Annotated in this window: 14 protein-coding genes; all 14 read left to right on the top strand. The window is 45.1% G+C overall.

Annotated features, from left to right (window positions below):
- Positions 1 to 251: 251 nt before the first annotated feature.
- The 14 genes from ACZQK9_RS07105 (at position 252) to ACZQK9_RS07040 (ending at position 14,931) form a co-directional block, all read left to right on the top strand.
- Entirely contained in the window at positions 252 to 1,310 is a 1,059-nt protein-coding gene (locus tag ACZQK9_RS07105; protein WP_178018201.1) for an iron-containing alcohol dehydrogenase family protein, read from the top strand.
- A gap of 186 nt (positions 1,311 to 1,496) precedes the next feature.
- Positions 1,497 to 2,243: a flavodoxin family protein gene (locus ACZQK9_RS07100; protein ID WP_178018202.1), complete on the top strand. Its 747-nt coding sequence runs from the start codon at positions 1,497 to 1,499 to the stop codon at positions 2,241 to 2,243.
- A 3-nt stretch (positions 2,244 to 2,246) separates the two neighbouring features.
- Positions 2,247 to 2,879, top strand: a complete 633-nt coding sequence (locus tag ACZQK9_RS07095; protein ID WP_483270127.1) for a lysophospholipid acyltransferase family protein — start codon at positions 2,247 to 2,249, stop codon at positions 2,877 to 2,879.
- Between the two features lie 75 nt (positions 2,880 to 2,954).
- Positions 2,955 to 3,203, top strand: a complete 249-nt coding sequence (locus ACZQK9_RS07090) for a phosphopantetheine-binding protein (protein ID WP_021984116.1) — start codon at positions 2,955 to 2,957, stop codon at positions 3,201 to 3,203.
- A gap of 76 nt (positions 3,204 to 3,279) precedes the next feature.
- Positions 3,280 to 5,676, top strand: a complete 2,397-nt coding sequence (locus ACZQK9_RS07085) for a beta-ketoacyl synthase N-terminal-like domain-containing protein (RefSeq protein WP_483270126.1) — start codon at positions 3,280 to 3,282, stop codon at positions 5,674 to 5,676.
- Positions 5,677 to 6,020: 344 nt separating this feature from the next.
- Positions 6,021 to 6,761, top strand: coding sequence for a 3-oxoacyl-ACP reductase family protein (locus ACZQK9_RS07080; RefSeq protein ID WP_483270125.1), 741 nt, complete (start codon positions 6,021 to 6,023; stop codon positions 6,759 to 6,761).
- Positions 6,761 to 7,207 carry a 3-hydroxyacyl-ACP dehydratase FabZ gene (gene fabZ / locus ACZQK9_RS07075; protein WP_483270124.1) on the top strand — a complete coding sequence of 149 codons (447 nt, stop codon included), beginning with the start codon at positions 6,761 to 6,763 and terminating at the stop codon, positions 7,205 to 7,207. Before ACZQK9_RS07080 ends, fabZ begins: the two co-directional genes overlap by 1 nt.
- A gap of 161 nt (positions 7,208 to 7,368) precedes the next feature.
- Positions 7,369 to 8,742 (top strand): ArsB/NhaD family transporter, encoded by a 1,374-nt coding sequence (locus ACZQK9_RS07070; protein WP_483270123.1) that lies wholly within the window; start codon positions 7,369 to 7,371, stop codon positions 8,740 to 8,742.
- Between the two features lie 127 nt (positions 8,743 to 8,869).
- Positions 8,870 to 9,886, top strand: a complete 1,017-nt coding sequence (locus ACZQK9_RS07065) for an ROK family protein (protein WP_483270122.1) — start codon at positions 8,870 to 8,872, stop codon at positions 9,884 to 9,886.
- Between the two features lie 71 nt (positions 9,887 to 9,957).
- On the top strand, positions 9,958 to 10,458 hold the full coding sequence (locus tag ACZQK9_RS07060) for an NUDIX hydrolase (protein WP_483270121.1): 501 nt from the start codon (positions 9,958 to 9,960) through the stop codon (positions 10,456 to 10,458).
- Positions 10,459 to 10,629: 171 nt separating this feature from the next.
- Positions 10,630 to 11,283, top strand: a complete 654-nt coding sequence (locus ACZQK9_RS07055; RefSeq protein ID WP_483270120.1) for a response regulator transcription factor — start codon at positions 10,630 to 10,632, stop codon at positions 11,281 to 11,283.
- Positions 11,284 to 11,285: 2 nt separating this feature from the next.
- The gene (locus ACZQK9_RS07050; RefSeq protein WP_483270119.1) at positions 11,286 to 12,764 is read left to right on the top strand and encodes a sensor histidine kinase; all 1,479 of its coding nucleotides are present in this window, start codon (positions 11,286 to 11,288) and stop codon (positions 12,762 to 12,764) included.
- Positions 12,761 to 13,621, top strand: a complete 861-nt coding sequence (locus ACZQK9_RS07045; RefSeq protein ID WP_483270118.1) for a hypothetical protein — start codon at positions 12,761 to 12,763, stop codon at positions 13,619 to 13,621. The genes ACZQK9_RS07050 and ACZQK9_RS07045 overlap by 4 nt, the downstream gene beginning before the upstream one ends.
- A 173-nt stretch (positions 13,622 to 13,794) precedes the next feature.
- The gene (locus tag ACZQK9_RS07040) at positions 13,795 to 14,931 is read left to right on the top strand and encodes a C39 family peptidase (RefSeq protein ID WP_483270117.1); all 1,137 of its coding nucleotides are present in this window, start codon (positions 13,795 to 13,797) and stop codon (positions 14,929 to 14,931) included.
- Positions 14,932 to 15,267 lie beyond the last annotated feature (336 nt).

Below are 15,267 nucleotides of genomic sequence, written 5' to 3'. Positions count from 1 at the left end.
CAGCGAGACTGCTTGCAGGCAGAGCTGCTTATTTATATGACGGATAAACAGGCATAAGCATGCAGGGTGATAACCCGGAATGCGCATGGCTGTTTACGATTTCGAGAGTTCGAAGAACGAAGAAATCGTAATTATTTGGTCAGAGTATAATAAAAAGATCAGGCAAATAAGCAGCGGGACTGCTTGCAGGCAGAGCTGCTTATTTATATGACGGATAAACAGATCAGGCAAATAAACAGGAGGGTATATACATGGCAGGATCTCATATTGCAATCCCGACAATCTTAAAGATCGGGAGCGGAACACTTGGAAACGTAGGAAAATATCTGCAGTCAAGCGGATTTAAAAAGGCGGTAGTATTCTTCGGCAATGGACTTGTCGAGATGTTCGGAAAGACAGTGATGGATTCCCTCTCCGAGGCGGATATCGAGGTGCTTTCTTATTGTGAACTTGACACGACGGATATCAAGGATATTATCGATCTGGCATTTTCGATCGATGCGAAGACACAGGTCATCTTAGGTATCGGCGGTGGCAAGGTCATTGATGCCGGTAAATATGCGGCATATCTGCGGAAGCTTCCGTTTATCAGTATGCCGACATCGGCATCGAGTGATGGATTTTCTTCGGCAAGTGCATCGCTTATGGTAAATGGCAAACGTACCTCTGTGCCGGCGCGCATGGCATATGGCATCGTGGTCGATACCGATGTATTAAAATCAGCCCCTGCGAAGTTTCTATATTCCGGAATCGGAGATATGGTATCGAAGATCACGGCACTTTACGACTGGATCTTCGAGGCGGAGCATGGCGTGTCTGAGGTAAATGACTTCGCGGTGATGATTGCGAAGAAAGCGGTTAACAGCTTCGTACGGACACCGTTTGAAAGCATACAGGATAATCTCTTCCTGAAAGAACTGGTTGATTCGCTGGCGATGAGTGGAATTGCAAATGAGATCGCAGGCGGCAGTGCACCGACGAGTGGCAGTGAGCATCTGATCTCACATGCGCTTGACAAGCTGCTCGAAGTGCCGCAGCTTCACGGTGTGCAGGTTGGAATTGCCACCTATGTGATGGCGGTCGTACAGGATCACCGGTACGTACGTGTGAATAAGATATTTGAGGATACCGGTTTCTGGGATTTTGTAGCGACACTGGGATTAAACCGTGCAGACTATGAGGCAGCAATCGACATGGCCCCGCAGATCAAGCCGAACCGCTACACCTATCTGCATGAGGAAAAGTACCGGGAGAAAGCAAAACAGGTGCTTCGTGAAGATCCGGTAATGAAGCGGGTATTTGGAGAATAAGAACAGATAAAAAGTTGTGCAAATCAGACGGAATGTGTAAAAACTATACACATTCCGTTTTTTGACACTTGTAGGAAATGCGAATATATGCGAAAATAACACAGTGATTTTCTACGCACATACCGATGATGACTGGATGTGTGCAGAGGAAACATAACAAAATTAGAAGATAAAGTGTGAGCGAAGATGAAGATACTTTTGATTAACGGAAGCTTACGTGGAGAGTACAGTTCTTCCCTCAAAGTTGCCCATGCATTTGTGAAAGGCATGGTGGAAGAATATGGAGCGGACACCGAAGTCTGTGAGGTGGCATTGAAGGACAAGCGGATTGACCATTGTCATGGGTGCTTTGCCTGTTGGAAGACGACGCCGGGACAGTGTTGTATCCACGACGATATGGATGAGCTGCGACAGATGGTGATGGACAGCGATATCATTGTTGAGAGCTTTCCGCTTTATTTCTTTGGACTGCCTTCGAAGCTGAAGGCATTTACGGATCGTATGATCTCCTATGTAAAGGAGTATCGCGGGAATCCGGGCGATGAGGAAAATCACAGGTTCCTGCATAACATGCGGTATCCGGAGCTGGAAAAGAAAAAACTGATTTTAGTATCCACATGTGGCTATGAGGTGACAGACAACTGTTACGATGCTGTGTTTGCAGAGTTTGACCGGATCTGCGGAGAAGGGAAATACACAACGGTGCTTGCACCGCAGGGTGGACCACTCTCAGAACAGGGATTTGCACAGAAGGTGGCACGCTATCTGGAAAAATTCACAGAGGCCGGTCACGAATATGCAAGGGAAGGTTGCTTATCGGAACGTACGTGGAACAGGCTGCAGCGACCATTGCTTGGACACAGTACATTCGAAATGGCAATCAATATGAACTGGGACAACCCGGAGGTTGGACCTTACGGAAAGCTGGTGTAGAACGTGGAGATACTAAAGAGATTTGCGGCGAAGCTAGCCTTTGCAATTGCGAATGGCGTGATTCGCATCCTGTACCCACCGAAGGTGACATGGGAAGATAAAAAAGCTGCGAAAGAAGCGTTGAAGAAAGGCAACTGTGTTGTCTATTCCAACCATACAAGCCATGTGGATGGCTTCTATATGACGCGTCTGCTTGGCAGATATAAGGTACATACCTTTGTTGCAAGGGATTGGTATGACAGGAAGAAAATAAACTGGCTGTTCCGGAATCTTCCGTACATCCCGATGAACCGGCAGGAGATGGATACAAGCTGGCTGTCGATGGGACTGGAGAAGATGAATGAGGGCTGCCCGGTCTACATATTTCCGGAGGGACATACAAGCCATACCGGAGTGATGGATGAATTCAAACCAGGATTTCTGATGCTTGCAAGACAGGCACAGGCACAGGTTGTACCGGTCGTGATCGATGGCGAATTCAAGCTGTTCCATCGCATGCATATTATCATCGGCAAGCCGGTTGAGATGGATCTGAATGAAGAGGGCAGACCGTCGGTTGTCCTTAAAAAATACGCAGGTATCTGCCGGGACAGAATCTACGAACTGCGTGATACCTACGGTGTGAAAAAATCATGATATTTTGAGTGGGAACACTCTTAAAATATCCCCGCTTATCCGGGGGAAAATATAAGAAAAGGAAGGATACATAGAATGAACGAAAAAGAATTAGAAATCGCTGAGAACATTAAAGGAATGCTTTCAAAGAATCTTAGAATCCCTGAGGAAGAGTTAGATTATGAAGTTCCATTGTTTGGTGATGGAATTGGACTTGATTCTGTTGATTCCCTGGAGATTATCGCTTGTATCGATTCTGCTTACGGCGTAGCTATGACAGGTGTTGCAAAGGAGCACTTCTACAACATCGAGAGCCTTACAAAGTACGTTGTAGCAAATATGTAATAGCAAGTCATACAAAGAGGGCTGTCCCGAAAGGAAACTTTGGGGCAGCCCTATGTATTCTGAAAAGGAGATAAAAATGGATAAGATTACAAATACACGTTGCGTTGTAACCGGACTTGGCATGATCAGCGCAATCGGAAATAACGTAGATGAGTGCTTCGCAAATGCACTGGCTGGAAAAACCGGAATTGACAAGGTAGCATCCGTCGATACAACCGACTGCTATGCAAACCTTGGTGCAGAAGTACACTGCGATACACTGGATGAGATCGATGAGGCAAAGGATGTTGACCGTGTCAGCAAGCTCTGCCTGAAGGCTTCCAAGGAAGCACTCGATGATGCAGGTCTTGTGATCGATGAGAGTAATGCCGGTCGTGTCGGTGTTGTCATGGGAAGCTGCGTCGGTGGTGTTGTCAGTGTAGAAAATTATGTAACAAAGGGTGAGCATGCAGAGGATATCAACAAGATGACGATTGCCTCGATTGCAAACCATGTAGCAAATATGGCAGGCGCAAAGGGTGTTGTCACAAACGTTGGTAATGCCTGCGCAGCAAGTACGATCAGTATTGCTTATGCGTGTGAGTTGATCCGTGCCGGTGTGGCAGATGCGTTTATCGTTGGTGGTGCCGATGCATTTGCATCTGTTCCATTTTCAGGCTTCTTAGCTCTTCATGCGCTTTCTGAGCAGGCATGTTCGCCATTTAACCACAGCAACGGTATCACACTTGGTGAAGGTTCTGGTGCGATTATCGTGGAGAGCTATGAGCATGCAAAGAAGCGGAATGCGAAGATCTACTGTGATGTGCTTTCGGCAGGTATCAGCAGTGATGCCCATCATATTACAGCACCACGTCCGGACGGACTTGGACAGATGTATGCAATCCGTCAGGCAATTGAGAAGTCAGGAATTAAGCCAAAGGATGTTGCATATGTAAATGCACACGGAACAGGAACCGCGAAGAACGATGAGGCAGAATTCCTCTCCTTACATACGATTTTTGACGAGGCAAATCCGGATTTAAGCGTCAGCTCCACAAAGGCAATGGTTGGCCACTGCTTAGGTGCAGCCGGTGCAATCGAGGCAGTCTTCGCAATCAAGGCTTTGACAGAGAATAAGATTCCACCAACAATCGGATATTCTGAGGAAGATATCGTAGCACTTGGAGAGAAGGCAGGCACATTCGATTTCATGCCGAATACAATGAAGGAAAAGGACCTGCATTATGTCATGTCCAACTCCTTTGCATTTGGCGGAAGCAATGCAAGTATCATCTTCTCGAAGGAGCCGGGAAATGTGAAGGAAACCGAGAACGACGAGAAGGTTTACATCACAGGTCTTGGTATTGTCAGCCCACTTGGAAACGGTGTTGCCAACTATATTGACAAGGTTAATGCGCAGGCAAAGCCGGAAGCAACGTCTGTACATGCAAATGTCGGAAAAGAAGATTACGACAAATATGGCTTGAAGATGGCATTCTACAGAAAGCTTGATAAGTTCAGCCTGATGCAGGTAATTTCCGGTCTTGAGGCACTGCAGGAGGCAGGCATCGAGGTGACAGAGGAGAATGCAGAAGAGCTTGGTATGATCGTCGGAACCGGCGATGGCCCACTTACAACCGTATACGAGTTCCAGGAGCATATCTCTGAGAACGGAACAACGGCAGGTTCTGCCTTCAACTTCCCGAATACCGTTTACAATGCAGCAGGCGGATACCTCTCCATCAAGACAGGTATGCGTGGCTATAATGTAACCGTGACAAACGGTGCACAGTCCGGTATGAGCAGCTTGTGTTACGCATATAACGAGATCAAGCAGAACCGTGGCAAGGCAATGCTTGCAACCGGTACCGACGAGAACAGCGAGGTTATGGAGAAGCTTTACGCGAAGCTTGGCAAGGTAGCCGGTGATGTAAAGCAGGCATATGCCGGCGGTGACGGATTCGTGCTTGCCGATGGCAGTACGAGTATCGCACTTGAAAACGAGACATATGCAGCAAGCCACAACGCAAAGAAGTATGCAGAAGTATGCGGTTATGCCATGACACACGAAGGCGTTGCTTACGGTGATGTTGCAGGTACTGAGAAGGGACTGATGAACGCAATCGTAGATGCAGCTGCTATGGCAGGCATCACATTGAATCAGATTGATGCCGTTTACGGATTTGCAAACGGTGCAGACGAAGTCGATACATTGGAACGCCATGTCTATGAGGAAATTTTCGCAGGAAAGGTTCCTGTACATCAGGTCAGAGATTATACAGGTGAAGGCAGAGCTGCAAGCTCCGCACTGTCTGTTGCACATGCCGCACTTACACTGTCCGGAGATCTTGACGCAAGACAGAATGCTTACTATGTAACGACCGAAGAGGTAACGAAGGAAGTTGTCGATACATCCGCATACAAGTATGTACTCGCAACAAGCTGCGCCATCGGTGGCAGCTACGCCGCAGTCATCTTAAAGAAAGCAGCATAGTATGGATTATAAAAAGATAATTATAGAGTCAATTGCGAACAAAATGATAAAGTGAATTATATATTTCCAGTTTGTTTCATGAACATATACGATATGTTTGAATATTAGAAGTTCTTAATGTTCTGTAATAATATTAGCCATGTTTGAACACGATGTTCAAACAAGCCGTCATTGAGCCATGGATGGCGAATTGACGGCGGTGGCGCATATTATAGATACATATATCAGAACATTTAGAACTTCTTAGATTCAATACATTGTATATGGAATGAACAAACTGGAAATATATATTCGAGATATGTGGGGTTCGCAATTGTAGAATATACAGAATAAAGGAGAAAAACATGACAAATGGTAAAGTAGCGCTTGTCACAGGCGCATCCCGCGGAATCGGGCGCGCATGTGCAATCAAGCTTGGAGAGGCAGGCTACAAGGTAGCCGTCAACTATAATTCAAACGAAGCAGCCGCAAACAAAGTCGTAGAGAAGATCAAGGCTGCAGGTAGTGAGGCAGTTGCCATCAAGGCAAATGTATCCGACCTTGCCGAAGTAAAGACAATGATGCGAGAAGTCATAAACACATTTGGACAGTTAGACGTCCTTGTCAACAACGCCGGAATCGTAAAGGATGAATTTGTCCTGATGATGAACCCGGATACGATCGATCAGTGTCTCAACCTGAACATCAAGGGATACATGTACTGTACCCAGCAGGCAGTTTTGAAGATGTTCTCGAAGAAACAGGGCGTGATCGTGAATGTATCATCCGTAAGTTCTAAGCTTGCAGTACCGGGACAGAGTGTATACAGTGCAACGAAAGGCGCTGTAAACTCCATGACGGCAACAATGGCAAAGGAGCTTGCACCATATGGCATCCGTGTCAATGCAGTGGCACCGGGTTTTATCGCAACCGATATGGTAGAGGCATTGCCGGAGGATAAGAAGGAAGAATACTTAAAAGATATTCCGATGAAGCGGTTTGGTACAGCCGAGGAAATCGGTGATGTAGTTACGATGCTTGCCGGACCTGCATGCTCCTACATGACAGGGCAGGTAATTGTATTGGATGGAGGACTGAGCCTGTAATGATGAATATTAACGAAGTACAAAAAAGAATCAAGCAACGCCCGCCATTTCAGATGATCGAGAAGGTTTTAGAAGTGGAAGACGGCGAATATGCAAAGGGAATCAAATGTGTTTCCGTGAATGAACCATATTTTGCAGGACATTTTCCGGATGCACCAATCATGCCGGGAGTACTGGTCATTGAGGCGTGCGCACAGCTTTGCTCCATCACGATGGAAAGCCAGGGAACGGAGGAGGATAAAATCTACGTACTGTTAAAGTGCGAGGAATTCAAATTCTTAAGACCGGTAATACCGGGCGACTGTCTGGAAATCGAAGTCCGTAAGGAAAGCGGCGGTGCCGGACTTGTGAAGTTCAATGCGAAGGTAATGGTTGATGGAAAGGTAAAAGCAAAGGGAATCCTCGCATTTACATCCATGAGCAAAGAGGATATTTATAACCAATAAAATATACATATTTTGAGAACTCTTTTTAATATGTAAAAAAAGTAGAAAAAGTTATTCCTTTTTTCGATGTTTAATGCTATTATAATGCAGGTTGAAAAATCAATGTGCAACTTGTCGCAGGTACATATGTGGCATAACATAGATTAAAGGAGGACGATGATATGACAGTAGCACAGATTTTGGCTGTATCCATCTTTGTGGTCATGTTTGTGTTGATGGTGCTGGATAAGATTGAGAAGCAGTACATCACACTCGTGGCTGGCGCGCTGACACTGATTCTTGTGTTCGGTGTGGCAATGCATAGCATGGATGCGGTCATAGAGACATTGAATGTAAAGAATATTTTCACGAAGGGATTCTGGATTACATCCGGTGAGGGTTCCGAGGAGTCATCCGGTATCAACTGGGCGACGATTATATTCCTTGCAGGCATGATGGTAATGGTAGAAAGTATGGCAAAGGCCGGATTCTTCCGGTGGTTATGCTTACGCCTTGCGAAGCTGGTGCATTATAAGCCGATACCATTGTTCGTGACATTTATGGTTATGGCAGCCGTTTTGTCGATGTTCATTGACAGTATTACGGTTATTTTGTTCCTTGCAGCCGTTACGATCGAGCTCGCGAAGCTGTTGCATCTAGATCCGGTACCGATGATTCTGTCAGAGGTATTCTGTGCGAACTTAGGTGGTTCCGCAACGATGTGTGGCGACCCACCAAATATCATCATCGGAACAGGACTGGGACTTTCATTCTCCGACTTTTTGACAAATACCGGTCTGATCGCCGGTATCTGCCTTGTTGTAGTTATTATTTACTTCTACCTTGTATACCGTAAGGAGTTGTTGTCAGAAGAGTCACAGGAGCTGGATACATCCAATATCCCAGACCCTTCCACAGCTATTACAGACAAGAAGAAGTTTATTATCAGCAGCGTGATTTTTGCATGTGCAGTGGTACTTCTTGTATCCCATGCATCAACAGGTCTGACCGTTGCATTTATCGGTACAGTTATCGCAATCATTACGCTGGTCACATCAGGAAAAGATGCGTTAGAACTGCTTAAAAAAGTAGATTATAAGACACTGTTATTTTTCATCGGATTGTTTATTGTCGTTGGTGGACTGGAGCAGACAGGAATCCTGAAGTCTATTGCATCCTTCATCGGTAAGGTCAGTGGCGGAAATGTATACGTAATGGTAGCAATTATCATCTGGATCTCTGCGATTGCAAGTGCATTTGTAGATAATATCCCATTTGCAGCAACGATGCTTCCAATCATTAAGAGCCTGGCAGGTGCAAATCAGCCATTGCTTGATTGCCTTGCATGGACATTGTCAATCGGAACTGATATCGGTGGCAGTGCAACCCCGATCGGTGCGTCTGCAAATGTTGTTGGTACATCTGTGGCAGCAAAGAACGGATATCCGATCGGATGGGGCAGATATTGTAAGACGGCTGCTCCGGCGATGATTATCGTTGTTACGATTTCCATGATCGTAATCTTCCTGCGTTACTGCGGCGGTGTAACGATGTAAGGGTGCGTATCGCAATACCTGCACAACAGAATAAAGAAATGAAACAAAACTCCGTGCATCGTCTCCGGTGTGCGGAGTAAATTATATCAGGAGACGCGCGGATGCAGGGAAATACAGGAGGTGACATATGTATTTAGTATTTGATGTAGGTGGTACATTTATCAAGTATGCGCTCATGGATCAGAAGGGCAAGATTTATGAGAAGTATAAAGTCCCGACACCATTTCAGGATGGAAAAGTGGATGACAATGGCGATGAGATTACGCCGTATACAGTGAAAACAGAAGATGGTATTGCCGCATTCCTGGAGCAGATTGATATTATATACGGAAAGTATAGCAAGGAATATCAGATTACAGGAATTGCGATGAGCCTTCCGGGACAGGTGAATGTGAATCAGGGTATCGTCTATGGGGGTGGCAGTCTGCCTTATCTTGACCGGGTGCCGCTTGGTAATCTGATCAGCAGACGATGCGGAAATGTTCCGGTTGCACTTGAAAATGATGCAAAGTGCGCCGCACTTGCAGAGGTCTGGATTGGAAATGCCAGGGATTGCAAAGATGCCTGCGTGCTTGTGTTTGGTACCGGAATTGGTGGCGGTATCATTATTGACCGGAAGGTGCGCCATGGTGTCGGTATGATTGCAGGAGAGATGTCCTTTTTATATGACGGACTGCCGATTGAGGATGTGGATAAGATCTGCCCGCTTGAAGAGATCAATTCGAAGCAAGGGGGAGCACTTCCGGATCCTTGTATATGGACACAGCAGGCATCCGTGCAGGCACTTCGCCGGAAGGTTGCTAAGGCAAAGGGACTCAAGTGGCAGGAAGTAAACGGTGAGGATATCTATGAGATGGCAGAGACCGATCCGGAGGTACAGGATATTCTGGAGCAGATGTATTACAACATTGCATGGCACTGCTGTAACCTCTACATCACGCTTGCACCGGAGATTATCCTGATTGGCGGTGGCATCAGTGCACAGCCGAAGTTTATGGAGGGAATCATCAAATATACATCGAAGCTGCGTCGTCTGTCTTATATTTATGAGCGGATGAAGATTGACTTATGCAAATTCGGCAATGATTCGAACCTGATTGGTGCATTGTTTAATTTCCTGCAGAAATATGACCTTGCCAAGTAAAGAAAATGATGAATGAAAATGTGGGCGTTCCCCGCGGTAGATGCAGTCGGGAGCCCGCAAGGAGGACATACATGGAATTATGGGATATCTACGACCGGGACAAACAGCGTACCGGACGAACAATGAAACGAAATGACTGGCATATGCAGCCGGGAGATTTTCACCTGACTGTGCTTGGTGTGATTCGGCATACAAACGGGAAATATCTGATTACGAAGCGTGTCATGACAAAGGCATGGGCACCGGGAAGCTGGGAAGTATCCGGAGGTGCGGCACAGGCGGGTGAGGACTCTTTAGATGCTGTGAAGCGCGAAATCAAAGAAGAAACCGGACTCGACATCTCTTCATTTGAAGGTGGTTTTGTGTTTTCTTATACGCGCGAAAACCCGGACGAGGGCGACAACTATTTTGTGGATATCTATTGCTTTACCGGAGATTTTACAGAAGCAGACCTGCATCTGCAGGAGGCGGAAACGGATGGGTGTATGTTAGCGACTGCAGAAGAAATCAAAGCACTTGGTGCACAGGGGAAATTCCTGCATTATGACAGTATCAAACAGGTATTTTCATAAAATTTACAAAAAAATCAAAATTCATCATTTTTGATGCTAAAATGATGCAAAAATGATGTAAAATAACAGAGAGAGGTCAGAGATGGCTCCTCTCTGTTTTTTGTGCAACCGACTGTCATACGGAATGGTTTGCATTAAGCCGTCATTTACAAATAACAAGGAGACAGTTTTATGAATCGAATTTTAGTTGTGGAAGATGATACATCCATCTCCAATGTCATAGAGATCAGTTTACGGAATGCAGGTTATCTGTGTGATTGTGTCTACGATGGCACCTCGGTTTCCGGACAGCTGGAACAGGAGATATATGATCTGGCACTTGTCGATATTATGCTGCCGGGACCGGATGGATTTTCCCTGATGGAATATTTTAACTATTATCATGTCCCGGTGATTTTTCTCACAGCGATGGGAGATGTGCAGGATAAGGTCAGGGGATTAAAGCTTGGCGCGGAAGATTATATGGTAAAGCCATTTGAAATCATCGAACTGCTTGCCAGAGTGGAACGTGTGCTGCGTCGGTATAATAAAGTATCACAGACACTTACCGCATATGATATTGAGGTGGATACGCAGTCATTTCAGGTAAAAAAAGCCGGGGTGGAGATTCACCTGACGAAGAAAGAGTATGAGATTTTAGTGATGTTCATGCGCAACCCGAATGTCGCATTGTTCCGTGAGCGGATCTTCGAGAGTGTATGGCATGAACCGTACTATGGGGACAGCCGTACGGTTGATCTGCATGTACAGCGTCTGCGTAAGAAGCTTGGATTGGAAGATAAAATTGTACCGGTATATAAGGTGGGATACCGGCTGGAGGTATAAGCTTGAAATTATTCTGGAAACTGTTTTTATCCGTTTGTACCTGTATGATGCTGGCATTTTCGGCGTGTGGAACATTTCTGATCCATTCGGGCTTCAAAAGTGCAAGAGAAAAAGATATCCAGAACGGATATAATAATGCAAGCGTTGTCTGTATCAATCTTGTACAGAATGTAAAGCGGACGATCAATCTTGTATATCGGGATACCGGATATGAAAAACAAAAAAATGTTGTCGTGCGTCAGGCGGCACAATCAGTTTCTGTCCGGAATGCCGGAGAGGAAGTACAGTTTGCACTTTGGACAGATGAAAAAACAAGGATTTACAGTACAAACAGACTGAAAGAATCAAAGGAATCAATCTGCCGGGATGAACTTGAAGCTGGGCAGGAAGGCTACAAGATTGTCAAGCAAAACGGCAGATATGTATTATATACCGGAACAAGTTTTGAGGTACTTGACCGGGTCTATTATGTGGAGACATTTTCGGATATCACACGTGACTATGAAAACCGTGACGCGCAGCTTCGGATGTTCCGTGTGATCATGATTATTGTCATGATTGTCTGTCTCATGCTGATGGCAATCTTAAACAATATGATCGTGGTTCCGATCCGACGATTGTCGAGGGCAACAAAGCTGGTAGCTGGCGGACGTGCCGGAATCCGCATTAGAAAAAGAAGCAAAGATGAGATCGGTGTGTTGGCGGAAGATTTCAACCGGATGTCCACGAGTCTGAACAGGACAATGAAGGAACTGGAAGAAAAAACAAAAAGTCAGGAGATGTTTACAAATAACTTTGCTCATGAGTTGAAAACACCGCTTACCTCAATGATCGGATATGCAGATCTGATCCGTTCCAATCAGCTTTCGGAGGAGGAGTTGATTACCTATGCCAACCAGATTGTTGTGGAGGGCAGGCGCTTAGAGAAAATGTCCATGAAACTGATGGACCTGATCGTGCTTAAAAAACAGGATTTTCTGTTTTATGATATGGATATAACGATTTTTGCGGAAGCAGTGTATGAGACCCTGCTTCCGGTTGCCGGTAAATATGGAGTTGAACTGACGGTCAACGTACAGCCTGCGATAGTGAAGCTTGAGCCGGATCTGATGAAGACGGTATTGATCAATCTGTTTGACAATGCCAGAAAATCGATGGATGGAAAAGGGAAAATTTCTTTGTTTGGTGTGTGGGTATCAGACGAATATCGTATCGGAATCAAGGATAACGGATGCGGTATCGATGAGGAGAATCTGAGCCGGCTGACCGAAGCATTTTATATGGTAGACAAATCACGCTCCCGGGCAAACGGTGGTGCGGGACTGGGACTTGCTATCTGTAGCGAGATTGTGAAGCTGCATCAGGCAAAGCTGCAGATCATGAGTAAAAAGGGGATTGGAACGCAGGTGAGTGTCTGTTTTCCGAAGGAGGTATGCAGACAGGTTAATTCGGAAAAGATGGAAATGGAGGAAGAAGTATGAGGGGACATGCGGAAACGAAGAAAAATGAACAAAAAACAGAGAAAAACAATGAAATGCATAAAAATATCCTGCGCAATTGCCTGTGCGTGCTGGCGGGAGCTGCTGTTTTGACAATCGGAATTATGGCACCGAAGACAATATTTGCCATGATGGATAAAAGTGAGGTTGATCACATATACGTGCAGCAGGCAGATACATCCTATCTGGATACTGCCGCGCAGATGACGATGGAAGAAAAACTTGATTTGATGGACGGGAGATCAAAAGGGATGCATGTGTCAACTTCTTATCCGGTGGAAAATGCAGACGTATATGATGATTATGATATGCAAGTGCAGGTAGCACCGCAGATTGAAAGGATGCAGGCAGCACATTTACTTCCTGAATTAGATTTTGATATTCTTGATATATATGCGGATACGCAGTATGAAACTCTGGTTAATCTGGACAATATGAATCAATACGTGATGCTTGAATATATGGTGTGTCAGGTTTCTGATGATTATATGTATTTATGTGTAGATGTGGAAACCGGAAAGATTTTGGGGTATACTGTATATGCCTATATGACAGATGCTGAATGGCAGGCGTTTTTAAAAGCGGATGTGGTGAAATATATGGCGGAGGAGCTGGGCATTTCCGAAGAGGTTATTATTAAGAAGTATAACTATGGCGTCTATAATGAAATGTATGGAGAAGGCTATAATATGAATGCAGATGGCAAACTGACTGCGAATTATATGGCAGGTGTGAAGGAGCAGGAAAAAGACGGAAAGCAGTTTGTAGAGATTGGCATGTGGGTCGATCAGGATATATCATCGATTGGAACCATCTATGATGGAGTTGCGATACAATGAGCAATATGATGGATGCACCTGCACAGACAGACATAATGTGAAGGCACATGTGGAGCCGTCAGGTGACATACAAAAATATGCAACTAAGATGGAAAAATGATACATATATGAGACAGATATGATGCACAGTCCATGTAAACTACGGGAAGTTTATAAAAGGAGTGTGCATGAAAATGGAATACGAAAGATACAGTGAAAGATACAGACGGAATGAAACGAACGGGAATGTGGGTATAATTTCCGAGGATTCAGAAGTCATCAGGAGGCGGACGATATTGCAGGAACAGCAACGCGAAGAACTGCGTAGAAAGAAATTAAAGAAACGAAAGGAAGAGCTGCGCCGGCGCAGAAGGAGAAAACAACGGGCAAAGGAATTGTTCTGCTTGTGTATCTGTGTTGCCATGCTGGTATTGATCGTGGCATTGGTGCGGAGAGGGATTTCCTCTAAAAAACAGGATGTATCCGAAGTGGTGGCTGCCAGTGAATCGGCGTTCACAGAGCAGCAGGCAGATGCCGCGGAACCAAAGGTGTCGGCAACCGGAGAGATTGCGCAGGTACAGAGTCAGGCATTGCCGAATTATTATGAGAAGAAATATATGGTAGGATCACCAGCGCACTATTCGACAGAGGAGATCCAGACAAGATTGAAGAATCTGTCAGACCGGTATCCGGAGTTCCAGACGATCTACGATCACATGGATCAATATCCGGAAGCACTTTTGAATAATCTGTGCTGCAATCCGAATATGCTGGATTTTGCACTTGGCTATCCGGAGAACTATGATACGACCTCCGGTACGCTGGAGACATCTGAATTAGATGGAATCCCTCTGTTTATCCAATGGGATAAGCGCTGGGGGTATGATGCCTACGGAAATGATGTCATCGGATTGTCAGGATGCGGACCAACCTGTCTTTCGATGATAGTCATTGGTCTTACGAAGAATCAGGAGGCAACACCGGACAAGCTGGCAGACTATGCAACAGAACATGGATATTATGAACAGAATTCTGGAACAAAGTGGTCGTTTATGGATGAGGTAGCCGCAGTGTATGGCGTACAGGGATACTATATTTACCTGAGCAAAGATAACATGCAGGAGGAACTCTCACAGGGACATCCGCTTGTATGTGCAATGCGGTCTGGAGACTTTACTTCACAGGGACATTTTATCGTGATCGCTGGAATGGAAGGAGATAAGTTCCGTGTTCATGATCCAAACAGTATTGAACGAAGCCAGCAGTTGTGGGACTATGATACATTACAATATCAGATATCTGCGATCTGGGCATTTAAGGTTGCACAGTGACAGAATAAAGGAAAACAGACCTCCGATTCGACAAAAATAAAAAAATTGAAAAAGGGGGTTGACTTTCCAAAATTAGAGTGCTATTATAAGCAAGCTGTCGCTGATAAGACAGCAAAAAACACTATTCGACATCACAATATGCCGTCGAAAGAGTCAAAAGAAATTAAAAAAAGTTCTTGACAAAGACGAAATAAAGTGATATCTTATAGAAGTTGTCGCTAAGAACGACAAATATGAACCTTTGACAAATTAATAACATGTTAACCCTGAAAATTTCTTTAAGATATTTTCAAGGATTTATACAAATCCTATTTCATTCATCAGAATGGAAACACA

It is taken from the genome of Wujia sp. (assembly GCF_056872695.1).
This window is presented reverse-complemented; position numbering and strand designations above follow the sequence as displayed.